Raw genomic sequence first — 15,847 nt, forward strand, 5'->3', positions numbered from 1 at the left:
CTGAAGGAACCGTCATGTCCCTGCCCCGCCTCCTCTGCGCAACCTGCCTGACCCTCGCACTGGCAGGAACCGCGCTGGTCCCCGCCTCGGCCATGGACACACGGTCTCCGCCGCAGGCAGGCGGCTTCACTCTGCAGGAACCGCAGGCGCGGCTGAAACTGCGCCTCGTTCCGAGCACGACGCTCGCAACCGGCTATCACAGCCCGTTCTATCAGCAGAATCCCGCAACAGGCGCCCTCACCCTGCGGACGGACGGGCTTCAGCCGTCCATCCGCGGACAGACGGCCCCCGCAACCGTCCTGCGTGAAGGCACCGCCTGGTATTTCCAGCAGACCCCGGCCGACATGAATGCCAGCCTGCATATCGACACCTGGCCCAGCGACCAGCGCGTTATCATCGGACGCATCCAGAGTCCGCACGGCCCTGTCGTGGAACTGGTCGCAAACGGCCATCGCTCGCAGGTGACCGTCACCGTCCACGATGGCAGTTCGACCCACAACATCGTCGCCGGTACGATCTATCCGGACCGCAACGTCAGCTATGCCATCTCCTCACGTCCCAACGGAACGCTCGTCGTTGTCGTCAACGGCAGTCGCAGCGTACTCGCCATGCCCGCTGCCGCGACTGCGCCTGTCATGTGGTTCGAGGCCGTTGCGGGCCAGACCGGATGGCATATGCCCTGTCATGGCGACATGGCGCAGGTAACCTTCACGTCCCTTGAGGTCCGTCATCCGGCGCAGTGAGGACCAGGACTGTACGGGAAAGCCTTTCCAACCTTTGCCGCCTGTAACGCCGCGTGCTACCCGACACGGCATGACCCTGTTTCCGCGCCTCCTGCGCCTGTGGCTGGGAACCTGCCTGCACACCACACGCTGGCAGGTCAGTGGCTCACCCCGCGCCCTCGAAACCCTGACAACCCCGGCGAAGGGTACGGTCGTCGCCTTCTGGCACCGCTCGCTGACACTCAGCCCGGCCCTGTGGTTCTGGGCGCGGACGCTGGAACCCCGCCTGGAACTGCGAGTACTGATTTCCCGTAATCCGGACGGAATGCTGATCGCAGACGTCGTCCGCCCTTGGGGCATCATCGGCATCCACGGCTCCTCCAGCAAGAAGGGCAAGAACAAGGGTGGAGCGGCCGTTCTGCGCACTGCTCTGAAGGAACTTGAAAAAGGCTCACTGGTCGGAATCACACCGGACGGCCCCCGCGGCCCGGCGGAACAGGTGCAGCCCGGAGCCGTCGCGCTCTCCCGCCTTGCGGTCTGCGCGGTCGTCCCCGTCGGGATGGCCAGCACGAGTCTGCGCCTGCCCTCATGGGACGGGCTGGCTTTCCCGCTACCGTTCGGACGCGGCGCCCTCATCATGGGCGAGCCGCTCTTCCAGCCCGACGCCACCATCCTTCAGAATGCCCTGAACGACGTCTCGCTCCGTGCCGAGAGCGTGGTGCGGCACCGGCAATCCAATCTGGCGGACCGTCTGTGGCGCCTGGCTGGAACCCTCATGGCCCCGGCGCTGACGGTCATGCTGCGCATCCGTCTGCATCGCGGCCGCGAACTCCCCGACCGCCTGCGTGAGCGCATGGGACTGGAGCGCACGGGCCCGCGCCGAGGCCACCGCCCCCCCGGGCAGCTTCTGTGGATCCATGCCGCCAGCGTCGGCGAGACCCTCTGCGCCCTGCCGCTCGCCGAGGCCCTGCTCGAAGCCCGGCCCGAAATGCGCATCCTCTTTACGACCGCGACAGTCACCGGCAGCGAGATCGTGGCCCGGCATCCGCTCTACGGGCAGCGGATCATCCACCGCTTCATTCCCCATGACGTGCCACGCTGGCTCAGGCGCTTCCTGAACCTCTGGCAGCCGGAAGGCGCCATATTCGTGGAAAGCGAACTCTGGCCCGGCATCATCGCGGCCTGTTCGCGCCGCGATATCGCGGTCATGCTCGTCAACGGGCGCCTGTCGGACCGTTCAGCCCGTCTGTGGACCCGTCTGGGAGACCCCGCACGCCGCATGATGAAGCGCCTGTCCTGGGTAGCAGCCCGTGGTCCCGAAGACGCCGCCCGCTTCCGGGCACTGGGAGCGCTCCCGGTCTATGAAGATGGCGACCTCAAGCAGGACGCACCGCCTCTAGCCTATGACGAGGCGGAATATGCCCGGCTGAGGAGCCTGATCGGCGACCGTCCGATCTTTGTTGCCGCTTCCACCCATCCCGGCGAGGAAGAACTTGTCCTTAAGGCCGCGGAAAAATCCCGCAGGCTCCAGCCCGATCTGCTGACCATCATCGTCCCGCGCCACCCGGCCCGCGGCGCAGAGCTGGCAGCCCGCTTTGACCTGCCCCGACGGGCGGCAGGTCAGGATCCGACACCGCAGACACAGATCTGGCTGGCCGATACGCTGGGCGAACTGGGTCTGTTCTACCGTCTGGCGGATCGCTGTTTTCTGGGCAATTCCCTTGCCGGAAAGGGCGGCGGCCACAACCCGTTCGAGCCGCTCCGTCTGGGCGTTCCCACGGCTACGGGGCCGAAAATGGAGAACTGGCGGGAGGCAATGGCCACCGTTTCTGATACAATCCATGTCGTGAACGATGTGGAGTGTCTGACACGATGGCTCGAATCCCCTCTCCCGCCCGTCAGGACAACGGGATTGCAGCGCTCCGTGGTGAGCGTCCTGCGGGACCGCATCCTGAAAACGGTTGAGCGATGACGCGTCGTCCACCCCGTTTCTGGCTGCGCCCCACCCGCAGCATCGCCGCCCGTCTCCTGCGGCCGTTTTCCTTCATCGCCACGACACTCACCCGCCGCCGCCTCAGACAGCCGACCTTTCATGCTTCCGTTCCGGTCCTATGCTGCGGCAACATCACCACAGGCGGCACTGGCAAAACCCCCCTCACCCTTGATCTCGTGCACCGCCTCAGGGACCGGGGCCATCATCCCCATATCCTGAGCCGGGGTCATGGCGGCCGCGAGCGCGGCCCGATCGGCGTCAATCCGAACCGCAGCACGCCGCGCGATGTGGGCGACGAACCGCTCCTCCTTGCACAGAGCGCCCCGACCTGGATCGGGGCCGACCGTGCCGAAACCGCCCGCCTCGCAATCTCCCAGGGCGCGGACTGCCTCGTCATGGATGATGGCTTCCAGAACCCCACCCTCCATCAGGACGTCTCCGTTCTCGTGGTGGACGGCGCGACCGGCTTCGGCAACGGATGCGTCCTCCCCGCAGGCCCCCTGCGCGAACCGATCGCCGACGCCCTAGCACGCGCCCAGGCCGTCGTCGTCATGGGCGACGATCGGCACAACCTGATCCCGACGTTCCCGCCATATCTCCTGACCGCGCAGGCCAGACTGGTGCCCGGCCCCGAAATCCGGACCCTCCAGGGGCGACGCATTGTAGCCTTTGCAGGCATTGGACGCCCTGAAAAATTCTTCGACATGCTCCGGGACGCAGGCGTCGCCCCCATCCGTTCGCTCCCCTTCCCCGATCATCATTTCTATACGCCCCGTGACATCCAGCGCCTCGAAGCCCTCAGCCGGGAATCGGGAACCACGCTGGTCACGACCGCCAAGGACGCCGTGAAACTCCCATTCCCATTCCGTACGCAGGTGAAGGTCATCGGCGTAGAGCTGCTCTGGGCCGACCCGAAATCCCCCGAACGCCTCCTCGATCTGCTGTTTTCCGCCTCGTGACGTCTTTCCTGTACCGCGCGGAAACCCTTCTGGTCCGTGCCCTTCTGGCCGCGATCCGCACCCTCCCGCCCGCAGCCTCTTCCAGTCTGGGAGGGTTTGTGGCGCGCACAATCGGACCGCTGCTGCCCGTCTCGAAAGTCGCAGACCGGAATCTTCAGCTCGCCCTGCCGGAATATGACGCTTCCGCGCGCCGCCGCATCGTCCGCGACTGCTGGGAAAATCTGGGGCGCACGGTGGGTGAGTTCCCCCATATCAGCCGCCTGAAACAGAACACGCCCTCCGGCGCGGGATGGAGCGTCGAAGGCGCGGAGCATCTTGAAGAGGCCAAAGCATCGGGCCGGCCAGTCATTTTCTTCTCGGGTCATATCGGCAACTGGGAACTCATGCCGCCTGTCGTGGCGCGCTATGGCATGCCGTTTGCGTCCTTCTACCGCGCAGCCAGCAATCCCGGCGTTGACCGCCTGATCCACAGGCTCCGGCAGGACGCGATGGGACAGGACGTGCCCATGTTTCCCAAAGGCGCAAAAGGCGCGCGCGCAGCCCTGAAATACCTGTCCAAAGGTGGGAATCTGGGCGTTCTGGGCGATCAGAAAATGAATGACGGGATCGAGGCCAGACTCTTCGGCCGCCCCGCCATGACGGCCTCCGCCGCAGCCGTGTTCGCCCTGAGACATGATGCCCTGATCGTGACCGGACATGTTCGCCGCGATGGTCCAGCCAGACTCGTGCTGGTCGTGGATGCGCCCTTCATGCCGGAAAAAACGGACGACCGCACCCAAGACGTCCTCGCCCTCACGCAGTTGTTCAATGACCGTCTCGAATCATGGATCCGCGACATTCCGGGGTCCTGGCTCTGGCTGCACCGCCGCTGGGACAAATCCCTGTACCGGAATATGACAACACAGTGTTAAGCTATGCACTGAGAGCATGGCAGATTTGTCACAGTAGGGATAGTTTGTGTCGCAAAACCGTCTCCAGACGTTATTAAAGATTGTGAAACGTACCTTTCGGCCCCTAGCCTGAACTCATCACCACGACCCGGGTGCCCTGCCCGGCTTTATGATGAGGACTTCCTGATGGCGCAGGTGGCTCACCTTCACGACCTCTCTCATGGCCGCAACGCGAGCAACATCGTACCTCTGCGCCAGGGCCTTCTCCCCCGTCACCGCGAGTACCTGCTGCGCTGGCTGGAAGCCGGGCAGCGCATGGGCGTTTTCGATGCGGAAATCGCACCGGCCGCCCATGACACCGTCAATGTGGACGGCACTGTCCCCGTTGATCATGTTCTGGTCTGGGTCCGCGAAAATCCCGATCCCGCCTATATGCTGCGGCCCCAGGGCATGCGCTGGGTACTGATTGACCAGATCCGCGAGCATGAGCTTGGCAGCTATGCCAGCTTCGAGCTCGCCCTGCACGTCATCCGCCCGGTCCTGCCGCTCGCCGAGACCTGCGCCGCCTGATCCTGCGCCCGGATTTCCTCGACCAGACATAAAAAAAGCGCGCCGTTCAGAAAACGGACGCGCTTTTCTTTTGAAAAAATACCGTATCAGCTCGGACGGATCGCCACATCCCGCGAAGCTGGTACAACGATGCGGGCACCACCGCCACGCTGGATCTGATAGATCGCCAGTGCCCGCGTGACATGCCCGTCCGGCCGCAGGCGGAACAGCCCGTCCACACCCATGTAACCATCCGGCCGCGTCAGGGCCTGCATCGTCACGCCACCCTGACGGATCAGGCTTCCGGCCAGGGCCGCGGCGTCATAGGCGAAATCCGTGACGGGTGACGGCGCCTGTTTGTACAAAGCCCGGTACTGCGCGACATAGCCCATGCGGTCATGCGCATCGGACGCTGCATACCAGGCCCCATGCAGCGCACCGAGCTTGCCATCAAACGCTTTCCACAGCGCCGGCCCCATGATCTGGACCTGCGACGAATCGATATGATCCGCCTGGAGCGCCGTAATGACCCGTCCCAGTTCCAGCCCCGTATCGGCCAGCACCAACGCATCGAATGGCGGCGGCGGAACTGGTACGGCCTGAGGCGCCGGTGCCGGAGTGGCCGCTGGCGTAGCCAGCGGCGTAGTACCCGTTTCTGCCGACCCTGCCGGGTTTGCCACAGTCTCACCCGTCGGATCGATCGCGGATGGTCCGGCCGGGACATCTGTCGGCGCAGGCGCCGGAGCGGCGGGCTGGCGCGTTTCGATGGCGGAGAGCGTCTTCAGGCCGTCATCGATATTCTGCGCGTCCATCGTATGGAACACGATCTGCGGATCCTTCAGACCCGCATCGCGGCAGGCCCGTGCCAAACCATCACCCATCGCATGTCCGAAGGCATTGTCCGGCAGGAAGGCCGCGAAAGTCCGGCGTCCCGTCGCCCGGGCGGCATCCACCATCCGGCGCACCTGCTGCTCCGGTGTCAGACCCATGACCCAGACGCCCGGACGGGCCTGCGTAGAGTCGCTGGTAAAGGCCAGTTCCGGCTTGCCCGCATTGACGGCGAGCGGTGCCGCGGCAGACGTTTCCGTTGCGGTCAGAGGCCCCAGCAGGATGGCATCACCACGCGACAGCGCATCCCGGGCCGCCTGCTCAGCGCCGCCCGGGGCATTGGTGTCATGCACGTCCAGCGCAGGCGATCCCTTGGCCGAAAGGGCCAGCTTCGCCGCATCGCGCATCCGCAGACCATAAGCGGCATTGCGCCCCGTCAGCGGCAGGATCAGCCCGACATCATGCGCGCCCGGACCTTCCGAAACACCCGGAACGCCGCCCACACCCGGCACGGAAGACGACCCGCCACCCGAGCAGGCGGCAAGGGTCAGGAAGGTTCCTGCGGCGAGGCCGGTGCTTACACCCTTGCGCAGACGGCTCAACGGGCGACAATGCCCCCCTGAGTTTGTCACCGAGGATGCAGATGTCCGAAAAGTCATGTTCCGCTGAAACTCCCTTGAGCGATGCGGCTGAAACGTTACCGGCCGCCCCCCTGCCAGCGCAGGGCCAGGCCGAAGGTGGATGTCTGATATTGGTTGCAACGCCGATCGGCAACCTGGCCGATATCAGCGAACGCGCGATCGAGGCGCTGAACACCGTTGACGCGATCCTCTGCGAGGACACGCGCGTCACGGCAAAGCTCCTGCTTTCGCGCAATATTGCCACACCGACCCGGACACTGCACGACCATAACGAACAGGACCGCACTCCGTTCCTGATCGAAAAGCTGCAGGACGGCGCACGCTATGCCGTTGTCTCCGACGCAGGAACGCCCCTGGTCTCCGATCCCGGATACCGGCTGGTCCGCGCGGCCATCGCGGCCGGCATCCATGTCACAGCCATTCCCGGTCCGAACGCCGTTGTCACGGCCCTGACGCTGTCGGGCCTGCCGCCCCTACCCTTCATGTTCCTGGGCTTTCCCGCACCCCGAAGCGAAGCCCGCAAGACCGGTTTTGCCACCCTGCGCGCCGCTGAACAGGCCGGACTGCATTCCACACTGATCTGGTACGAAGCCCCACACCGGCTGATCGAAACACTCGAAGACCTGATCGACGTCTTCGGCCCGGAGCGCGAAGCCGCCGTCGGCCGTGAACTCACCAAGCGTTTCGAGGAGATGGTGCGCGGCACGCTGACAGAGGTTCTGGAACATTTCCGCACCACAGCACCGCGGGGCGAAATCACGCTCCTGATCGGTCCCTCTGCCGAAGATGACAGCGGTGCCGCCGATCTGGACACGCATCTGCGCGAGGCCCTGACGACCCATTCCGTCAAGGATGCCGCCGCCCTCGTGGCGGGAATCGTCAAGCTGCCCAAACGCACGGTCTATGCACGCGCGCTGGAGCTTTCACGCGAGCTGAAAGACTGAAGCCTCAGTCTGCCTTGGGGAGTACGAACAGGGACTGAGGCACGGTCCCGCCCAGACGTACATCGGACAGGGCAATCGTGGTCGTGCGTCCCTGCGCATCCACGACCGTCCAGCCCAGAAGCCCGAGCGGCGCATCGGACAGAACGAGCGTCAGGGTGCCTTCCCCCGCACTCTGCGTCCGCACCACCTGCACCCGGATCTGTCCGTTACTGTGCTCGAAGCCCGTCACCGTCACATCGCCCGACAGCTTGAGTTCCGGCCGCAACAGAAGCCCCAGCGGCGTGCGGTCCAGCGGAATGGTCGTGACCTGATCGACGCTGCGATCCTGAAACACCACACGCCCGTCATTGGCGACCAGCAGCAGCGGACTCGGCTTATCGTAATCGAAACGCATGCGGCCCGGCCGGTCGAGCGTCGCTGTTCCGACAGTCGTGCTGCCATCTGCCGCCGTCTGCCTGAAGCGCGCCTGAAGGGTCGTGACCTGCCCCAGCGCGTCCTCAATCCGTGAAATCCAGCCCTGATCCGCAGGACGAAGCTGGGCGGGAGTCGCCTGCGCAAAAGCCATGGATGGCAGGGCAACGGGCAGCAGCGCCACCAGAGCGGCAGCGCGGAAAAAAGAACGGTTCATCATGTCTCAGGAACTGCCAATCAGCACACCGGTTGCAAAAACGAGAGCCCCGCCGAGAAAGACCTGCACCATGGCCGATCCGAACGGTGTGTCCTGATACCGCCAGCGCACCCAGGAAATCAGCAGAAGCTCGATCGCCACGGCAATAATCGCGACACCAAAGGCGAGATGGAAATCCGGCACAAGGAACGGCAACGTATGCCCGATCCCGCCCCCAAAGGTCATGGCGCCGCAGATCAGACCACGCAGCAGCGGAGCCCCACGCCCGGACAGCTTGCCATCATCCGCCAGCGCTTCCGCCAGCCCCATGGAAATCCCGGCTCCCAGCGAGGCCGCAAGCCCGACCAGAAAGGCCGCATGCGGACTATGCGTTGCAAACGCCGCGGCAAAGACGGGCGCCAGCGTCGAAACCGAGCCATCCATGAGCCCGACCAGCCCCGGCTGCACGACCCGCAGAACAAAATCCCGGCGGCTGTGCTCGTCCTCGCGGTCACGCGTGTTGTCATTCAGATGCGCATCTTCCAGGCGCCGCGCCTCACGCTGATGCCGGTCTTCCTCGGTCGCCAGATCGCCCAGCAGCTTGCGGATTTCCGCATCATTGGTCTGCCCGGCGGCCTGACGATAGAACCGCGCGGCCTGCCGCTCCATGTCGGCCGCCTGCGCCCGGATCGCCTCGATCCCGCGATTCTGCATCTGCCAGGCGGATTTGCGGGACGGAAATCCCTGCACATCCTGCCGGCGGACCAGCGGGATATGATTACCGAACCGCCGGACGAACAGGTCGATCAGCGCGCGGCGATGGTGGTTTTCCTCTTCCGCCATGTCCTGGAAGATGGCGGCACTGTCGGGATAATCCTCCGCCAGCATCTGGCCGAAATCCGCGTAAATATGACCATCCTCCTCCTCGCTGGCGATGGCCAGCGCAAGGATTTCGCGTTCGGTCAGATCGGAAAGTTTCGTCACGTAGGCAGCAGATCCCGTCTCGTAAAATCAGATGGCGGCTTCGGTAAAGAGCGGCTTCACGCTCTGGCCCCAGGCGCCATTATACAGATCCAGCCAGTACTGGGCCTGATTCGGACCGCCATCCGCAATCAGATGCAGCGGATCGAGATAGCCGGCCTCGTTGCGCACACGCGCCCGCAGGCCCTGCTCGGCCAGTTCAACCACACGCTTGGTAAACGGTTTCAGACCACCCGGGAACGCTGCATCCAGCCCCAGACGCGGCACTTCGGCCCGAAGCTGCTGATACACGCTCCAGGGCTGCTCACGCACCAGCTTCTCGGCCGCTTCCAACGTGGCCGGATCGTAAAGCAGGCCGACCCACAGGGCCGACTGCGCCACCATCATTTCCAGTTTTCCTGCATCCGCGCCGCGCATTTCAAGGAACTGCTTGAGACGCACATCCGGAAAGACGGTCGTCAGATGGTCCTCGAAATCGCCAACCGTCGGCGTCAGACCCTTCAGCGGTTCCTGAACATCGCCAGCCAGCCAGCGCCGGAAGGAGCAGCCCGCCACATCGATGTTCTTTCCATCCCGCGAGACGAAATACATCGGCACGTCCAGCGCCCAGTCCACATACTGCTCAAAACCGAATCCGTCCTCGAAGAATACCGAAGGCTGTCCCGAACGCTGGTTGTCCGTGTCGGTCCAGATCCGGGCCCGGTTGGACAGCAGGCCATTGGCCTTGCCCTCGACGAACGGCGAATTCGCAAACAGCGCCGTCGCCACGGGCTGAAGTGCCAGTGACACGCGCATCTTGCGGGCCATGTCGGCTTCATCGCTGAAATCAAGATTGACCTGAACCGTGCAGGTCCGCGTCATCATGTCGAGGCCGAGCGAACCGACCTTTGGCATGTAGTTGCGCATGATCGCATAGCGGCTCTTGGGCATCCACGGCATTGCATCGCGCGTCCAGAGCGGCTGAAAGCCAAACGGCAGGAAACCAAGCCCGAGTTCCGCAGCCGGACCACGCACCTGATCGAAATGCGCCTGCATTTCCGCTTCGGTTTCCTGAAGCGAGACAACCGGTGCGCCCGAAAGCTCGAACTGCCCAGCCGGCTCAAGCGAGATCGCCCGTCCTGCCTGTGCGTTCTGGCCCTTCAGACCGATCAGGTTTTCACCGTCCATGATCGGCGCCCAGTCCGGTCCCTGAAGCTTCTCCAGCAGTGCTCCGATTCCACGCGGCGCGTAAGGCGGCGGGGAGAGCGGTTCGCGTCCGTCAGCAGCATGAGGAAGAACAAAACCGAATTTTTCATGTTCGGTGCCGATCTTCCATTCCGATTGCGGTTTGCAACCACGCGCGATCGCCTCGACGAGCTGCGCCCGGCTTTCGATCGACGCAGTATTGGACGTGCCGGGATTGGACATGGCGTTTGGCCTCGGTCTGAATTCGTTGTTCGATAATGATTGAACTGTAGCAGGTCCGACGGTTCTGTCACCCTCGGGCGGCATCCTCAGCCCTCGCCGCCAGACGGGACAGCCCCGCACACACGGCCGTCTCCGCTCGCAGCACCAGTGGCCCCAGGCTGAGCGCATGAACGGCAGCATGCCGCCGCAGAAGCTCCACTTCCGCCTCGGAGAAGCCGCCTTCTGGCCCGATCAGCAGGGCCGCGGCCTGCACCGCCACATCGTCACCCGGACGGCGCTCGAGCGCGACAAACAGCGGACGATCGTCCGGCCACTCCGCCAGCACCACCCGCAGCGACTCAGGCGGCAGGATCTCCGGAATATCCAGTCGTTCGCACTGCTCGGCCGCTTCGGTCGCAATGAGCGACAGCCGCTCCAGATTGAGCCGGTGCGTATTGGTCCGCTCCGTCACAACCGGCCGAAAGCGCGTCACCCCCAGTTCGGTTCCCATACGGATGACAAGTTCCGTCGCATCCCGCTTGAGCGGCGCAAACAGCAGTTCCACACCGTCCGTCGGCGCCGGAGTCCGCTCGCAGCGATACAGCAGAACACTTCCCTTGTCCTTTTTCAGGGCCGCGATCTCTGCTGTCCACTCGCCGTCGCGTTCATTGAACACGCACACAGCACTGCCCACGCCCTGACGCATCACATTGCCCAGATAATGCGCCTGCCCCGGTGGAAGCGGGACGGTCTGGCCTTCCGCGAAGGCTGTTTCAGACGCAGGGACATAAAGACGGGGGTCGGATCGGCTCATCCTTTTCCGATAGCGCGCCTCGCCCATTGACGGAAGCATGTCCGCGCAGCATCACATCTCCCATGAGCCAGACCCGCGCCCATACCGATATCCAGCTGACCGGCCGCATTGCGCGCCTGCCCGAGCCATGGCGCTCCTACGCCCTGCTCGCCCGTCTCGACCGCCCGGTCGGAACATGGCTCCTGTTCCTGCCCGGCGTGTGGGGCCTGTTCCTTGCGCCCCATGCGTCACTACAAACGCGCCTGATCGACACGGCCCTGTTCGCCTTCGGCTCGCTCGTCATGCGCTCGGCCGGCTGCGTCGTGAATGACATCTGGGACCGCGACATCGACGCCAGGGTCGCCCGCACCGCAGGGCGCCCCCTTGCCAGCGGCGCACTATCCTTGAAACAGGGCCTGCTTCTGCTGGCCATTCTTTTGCTGATCGGACTGGGCGTTCTCCTCTGCCTGCCGCCCGTCTGCTGGGCGCTTGCGCCGCTCGCGCTCCTGCTCGTCGCCCTGTATCCGGCCGCCAAGCGCATCACCTGGTGGCCGCAGCTCGTCATGGGCTTCACCTTCGGATTCGGCGCCCCCATGGGCTACGCCGCAGCCGCCGGCACACTGGATGGCAACGGCCTGCTGCTCTACGGCGCCGTCATTCTCTGGCAGCTCGGATTCGACACGATCTACGGCTTTCAGGACATGGACGACGACGCCCGCATCGGCGTCCGCTCCACGTCGCGTCTTATGGAAAAGAGCGCCCGCCCGTTCATCGCCACCTGTTACAGCCTCATGCTTCTGGCGCTGGCACTCGTGGCCATCCACGCCCATCTGCACTGGACCTTCTGGCCGTTCCTCGCCCTCGCAGCCGCAATGCTGCTCCAACAGGTCCGCGTGCTGAACCCTTATGACGCTCCGGCCTGCCTCAGGGAGTTCCGCCGCAACGTGCCCATCGGATTCGTACTGGCCGCAGGGTTTGTCGCCGCAAGACTTTTCGGATGAGCACGCCCCTGAGCGATCCCGCCGGTTTCATCCGTGACAACACCGCCATCGCACAGGCCACGCTCGTGCCTGAGATTTCCCTGCATCTGGCGACCGAAATCACCCCCATCTGGCAGGCCAGCGAAGTCTATCTCGAACAGATCGGCATCGAACCGCCCTTCTGGGCCTTCGCATGGCCCGGCAGCCAGCTCATCGCGCGCTTCATTCTTGATAATCCCGGGCATGTCCGGGGACGCCGCGTTCTCGATATAGCCTGCGGATGCGGTCTCGCCGCCATTGCCGCTGCCCTGTCGGGCGCGTCCGATGTGCAGGCCAACGATATCGATCCCATGGCGCTGGAAGCCACAGATCTGAATGCGCGCCTCAACAGCGTGACCATCGCTCCCGTCCCCGGAGACCTAATCGGAACGCTCCCGGACTGTGATCTGCTGGTCATCGGAGACGTCTGTTACAACGAAGCCATGGCGGCGCGGATCGTGCCCTGGCTGCTGGAATGTTCGAAAACCTGCGAAGTCTGGCTCTGCGATCCGGGCCGGCACTACGCCCCATCAATGCCGCTCGAAGTCCTGACGCGGCAGACCGTTCCCGTCACGCAGGAGTTGGAAAGCGCGGACCAGCGCGCCACCACGCTCTTCAGGCTGCGAGATATTTCCGCCCCAGACTGAGCGCAGATCCCGTCAGCGCCGCAATCATCGCAGCCCCGAGGCAGATAAAAGCCGGATGGGGAAAGACCGTGAACAGTCCTGCCACGAGCAGGGCTCCTGTCGTCTGCCCCGCCAGACGCGCAACGGAGAGCATACCACTCGCGCCGCCCTCACGACCCGGAGGCGCGGTGACCATGATCGCGCGGTTATTGGGCGGCTGGAACAGCCCGAACCCGCATCCGGCAAACAGCGTCCGCCAGGCGATGGCCCAGTTGCCGGCGTCCGTCGGCAGGAACCACAGCAGACAGAATCCGCTCGCCGTAATGAACAGTCCGATCGAGGATAGCACCGACGCCGGAAACCGGTCCGCCAGACGGCTGACGACAAACGACATCGTCGCCACACCGACAGCCCAGGGCGCGATCAGAAGCCCGATCGTGCCTGCACCACGATGGAACGCAGACGCCAGTGTGAACGGCATCGCCACAATGTAGAGGTTGGAGGCCACGAACCCCAGAAACCCGACCAGACAGGCCAGCAGAAACGGCCGCCGCGCCAGCAGATCGACCGGCACGATCGGCTCGAGCCTCTCACGCTGATAATGCAGCAGCATGGCCCAGCACAGCACGCCCGCAACTGTAACCGCCGCGCCCGACAGGAAATCGGCATGCATCAGACCGTCGAGCCCCACACCGGTCAGGGCGAAAGAAGCTACCGTCAGAAGAGAGCCAACCATATCGGTCGGAATATCGCTCCGGGGGGTCTGCGGCAGTGCAGCATGAGCCAGCGCCAGAGCCGCGAGGGCTAGCGGCAGATTGATCCAGAAAATCCAGGGCCAGCTGGCCACGGACAGGATGAGCGATCCAAGAGACGGACCAAGAGCCACTCCCAGCCCGACGAAAAGTCCGTTCAGAGCGATGCCCCGCCCCAGCTCCTTATGCGGGTAAATGAAACGCACGAGTGCAATATTCACACTCATGATACACGCCCCGCCAACACCCTGCAGCGCCCGCGCGAGCGTCAGTTCAAGCAGGTTCTGTGACAAGGCACAGGCGACAGACGCGATCAGGAAAAGGAAGATCCCAAGCTGACTCAGTCGTCCGAATCCCACACGGGCGCCAAGCGATGCCAGCGGCAGCAGGCATGACAGATTGGCCAGCTGATAGGCATTTACGACCCAGATGGCCCGTGAAGACGACGCATGCAGGTCTTGCGCGATCAGCGGCAGGGCCACATTGGCGATCGCATAATCCAGAACTGACAGAAGCAGGGCCAGGAGTACGGCCGACATCGCCTTGAAACGCTGGACCCCGTACAGCCCGGCATGGCGCTTTGGATCGTACTCTTCTTGCGGACCGTCTTCCGTCGTAGCCGTCATCGTCTCAGCGTCCCAGATCACGCAGGCGGGTGCCTGCAAAAAGATTGGCCTCAAGCCTTTCGAGCGAGACGCCTTTCGTTTCCGGAACGAACCATAGGGTCACAAGAATGAAAAGACCATTGAAGACGGCAAACATCAGAAACGTCGAAGACGCCCCCATCATCGCCATGCCCAGCGGGAACATGTTGGAAATAGCCCAGTTCGCGGCCCAGTTCGTCACCGTGGAGCAGCCAATTCCAAAATCCCGCCCCCGCGTCGGTTGAACTTCCGAACACAGCGTCCAGACCAGCGGCCCCTCGCCAATGGCAAAACCCGCGACGAACAGGAGAACGAATCCGCACAACAGAAGCTGTAGCCCAAAGCTCTGCGCACCCATGGCCAGCAATATCCCTACTCCTGCCAGCGAGAATGCCGCGATTCCGCAGCTGAGGATCAGCAGGGGACGCCGCCCCCACCGATCGACACAGGCAATCGCCACCCCGGTCAGCGCCATGTTCGTCAGTCCCACGAGCGTCGTGGCCCAGATGGACGCATTCGTCCCGAAATGCGCCGCCTGAAAGACGCGCGGGGCGTAATACAGAAGCGCGTTGATGCCCGAGAGCTGCTGCATGATCTGAAGCAGCATGCCGAGGAAGACGGTCCGGCGGAAATTCGGATTGCTTTTGAAAAGCCCCATACCCGCATCGCTGCTCTTCTGCAGGCGCGACTGGATGTCGACCAGTTCCGCTTCGGCCACTTCCTCATCTGAGCGCAGGCTCTGCAAAACGCGACGCGCACGCTCCTTTTCCCCCCGCATCATCAGCCAGCGCGGGCTGTGCGGCAGGATCAGGACGATTCCAAGAAAGAAACTGGCCGGCAACGCCATGACGCCGAGCATCCAGCGCCAGTGTCCGCCCGGCGCCAGGAGGCTGTCCGAGACAAACGCGAGGAAAATCCCCAAGGACACCATGAGTTGATAGAACGAAATCATGGCACCACGGACGGACTCAACCGTGATTTCGGAAATGTAGAGCGGGGCGGCAAAGGCAGCCACACCAACCGCAAGCCCGAGGAAAAGCCGCCCGATGATCATGACAGCAGGACCGGGCGCCAGGGCGCAGAGCAGTGTTCCAATCAGGAACAGGATCGCCGCCCCGAGCATGGCGCCCGTACGACCAAACCGGACCGAAATGCGCCCCGCAAACAGCGATCCGACCGTTGCCCCGGCCATCATCGACGAGACAATCCAGCCCTGAAGGGCAACGCCTGCATGGAAATCAGTTGCAATGAATGGAAGCGCACCGGCGACCACGCCGGTATCAAGGCCGAACATCAGTCCGGCCAGAGCCGCCAGAATACCAAGGGTTGTCGCCCGTGCCGTGCTGCGGGGCTGTTGCGTGGACAGCCCCTCACTGGAAGACGAAGCAATCCCAACCATACCCGTAGTCACCTCCCCCGAAACACACCCTTCTTCAAGGGGACAGGACCGAACGTTCCGAAACCGGAAACAGCCGGTCCTGTATTAATGATCGATCAGGGGTGTGGTCTATAT

Annotated in this window: 15 protein-coding genes; 8 read left to right on the forward strand and 7 right to left on the reverse strand. The window is 63.9% G+C overall.

The window, feature by feature from the left end:
* Positions 1-14 precede the first annotated feature (14 nt).
* From HKD31_RS07045 to HKD31_RS07065, 5 genes are all read left to right on the forward strand, one after another.
* Positions 15-743 carry a polysaccharide lyase family 7 protein gene (locus HKD31_RS07045; RefSeq protein ID WP_194264787.1) on the forward strand — a complete coding sequence of 243 codons (729 nt, stop codon included), beginning with the start codon at positions 15-17 and terminating at the stop codon, positions 741-743.
* A 70-nt stretch (positions 744-813) separates the two neighbouring features.
* Entirely contained in the window at positions 814-2,694 is a 1,881-nt protein-coding gene (locus HKD31_RS07050) for a glycosyltransferase N-terminal domain-containing protein (protein ID WP_194264786.1), read from the forward strand.
* Entirely contained in the window at positions 2,691-3,674 is a 984-nt protein-coding gene (gene lpxK, locus HKD31_RS07055; RefSeq protein WP_194264785.1) for a tetraacyldisaccharide 4'-kinase, read from the forward strand. The genes HKD31_RS07050 and lpxK overlap by 4 nt, the downstream gene beginning before the upstream one ends.
* The gene (locus HKD31_RS07060) at positions 3,671-4,585 is read left to right on the forward strand and encodes an LpxL/LpxP family acyltransferase (RefSeq protein WP_194264784.1); all 915 of its coding nucleotides are present in this window, start codon (positions 3,671-3,673) and stop codon (positions 4,583-4,585) included. The genes lpxK and HKD31_RS07060 overlap by 4 nt, the downstream gene beginning before the upstream one ends.
* A 165-nt stretch (positions 4,586-4,750) precedes the next feature.
* The gene (locus HKD31_RS07065; RefSeq protein ID WP_062496840.1) at positions 4,751-5,134 is read left to right on the forward strand and encodes a hypothetical protein; all 384 of its coding nucleotides are present in this window, start codon (positions 4,751-4,753) and stop codon (positions 5,132-5,134) included.
* 86 nt (positions 5,135-5,220) lie between these two features.
* Here HKD31_RS07065 and HKD31_RS07070 read toward each other — a convergent pair whose 3' ends face one another.
* Complete coding sequence (locus HKD31_RS07070; protein ID WP_194264783.1) at positions 5,221-6,543, reverse strand: penicillin-binding protein activator; 1,323 nt, start codon at positions 6,541-6,543, stop codon at positions 5,221-5,223.
* Positions 6,544-6,692: 149 nt separating this feature from the next.
* Between HKD31_RS07070 and rsmI the strand changes: the two genes are divergently transcribed.
* Positions 6,693-7,526 carry a 16S rRNA (cytidine(1402)-2'-O)-methyltransferase gene (rsmI, locus tag HKD31_RS07075; protein ID WP_194264827.1) on the forward strand — a complete coding sequence of 278 codons (834 nt, stop codon included), beginning with the start codon at positions 6,693-6,695 and terminating at the stop codon, positions 7,524-7,526.
* A 4-nt stretch (positions 7,527-7,530) separates the two neighbouring features.
* Here the strand turns inward: rsmI and HKD31_RS07080 are convergent, their stop codons facing one another.
* The 4 genes from HKD31_RS07080 to HKD31_RS07095 all read right to left on the reverse strand — a co-directional run bounded on the left by HKD31_RS07080 (position 7,531) and on the right by HKD31_RS07095 (position 11,341).
* The gene (locus tag HKD31_RS07080; protein ID WP_194264782.1) at positions 7,531-8,157 is read right to left on the reverse strand and encodes a LolA family protein; all 627 of its coding nucleotides are present in this window, start codon (positions 8,155-8,157) and stop codon (positions 7,531-7,533) included.
* A 3-nt stretch (positions 8,158-8,160) separates the two neighbouring features.
* Positions 8,161-9,117 carry an iron exporter MbfA gene (gene mbfA / locus HKD31_RS07085; protein ID WP_041112190.1) on the reverse strand — a complete coding sequence of 319 codons (957 nt, stop codon included), beginning with the start codon at positions 9,115-9,117 and terminating at the stop codon, positions 8,161-8,163.
* A 27-nt stretch (positions 9,118-9,144) separates the two neighbouring features.
* On the reverse strand, positions 9,145-10,521 hold the full coding sequence (locus tag HKD31_RS07090) for a glutamate--cysteine ligase (protein ID WP_194264781.1): 1,377 nt from the start codon (positions 10,519-10,521) through the stop codon (positions 9,145-9,147).
* Positions 10,522-10,588: 67 nt separating this feature from the next.
* Positions 10,589-11,341: a 16S rRNA (uracil(1498)-N(3))-methyltransferase gene (locus HKD31_RS07095; RefSeq protein WP_194264826.1), complete on the reverse strand. Its 753-nt coding sequence runs from the start codon at positions 11,339-11,341 to the stop codon at positions 10,589-10,591.
* 35 nt (positions 11,342-11,376) lie between these two features.
* Here HKD31_RS07095 and ubiA point away from each other — a divergent pair, with 35 nt between their 5' ends.
* Both ubiA and HKD31_RS07105 read left to right on the forward strand, forming a co-directional pair.
* On the forward strand, positions 11,377-12,294 hold the full coding sequence (gene ubiA / locus HKD31_RS07100; RefSeq protein WP_194264780.1) for a 4-hydroxybenzoate octaprenyltransferase: 918 nt from the start codon (positions 11,377-11,379) through the stop codon (positions 12,292-12,294).
* The gene (locus HKD31_RS07105) at positions 12,291-12,959 is read left to right on the forward strand and encodes a class I SAM-dependent methyltransferase (RefSeq protein ID WP_194264779.1); all 669 of its coding nucleotides are present in this window, start codon (positions 12,291-12,293) and stop codon (positions 12,957-12,959) included. The genes ubiA and HKD31_RS07105 overlap by 4 nt, the downstream gene beginning before the upstream one ends.
* Here the strand turns inward: HKD31_RS07105 and HKD31_RS07110 are convergent.
* Both HKD31_RS07110 and HKD31_RS07115 read right to left on the reverse strand, forming a co-directional pair.
* Positions 12,928-14,316 carry an MFS transporter gene (locus HKD31_RS07110; RefSeq protein ID WP_194264778.1) on the reverse strand — a complete coding sequence of 463 codons (1,389 nt, stop codon included), beginning with the start codon at positions 14,314-14,316 and terminating at the stop codon, positions 12,928-12,930. The two genes, HKD31_RS07105 and HKD31_RS07110, sit on opposite strands and share 32 nt — an antisense overlap.
* Before the next feature lie 4 nt (positions 14,317-14,320).
* Complete coding sequence (locus tag HKD31_RS07115; protein WP_194264777.1) at positions 14,321-15,733, reverse strand: sugar porter family MFS transporter; 1,413 nt, start codon at positions 15,731-15,733, stop codon at positions 14,321-14,323.
* Positions 15,734-15,847 lie beyond the last annotated feature (114 nt).

It is taken from the genome of Gluconobacter potus, assembly GCF_015244705.1.
GTDB lineage: Bacteria > Pseudomonadota > Alphaproteobacteria > Acetobacterales > Acetobacteraceae > Gluconobacter > Gluconobacter potus.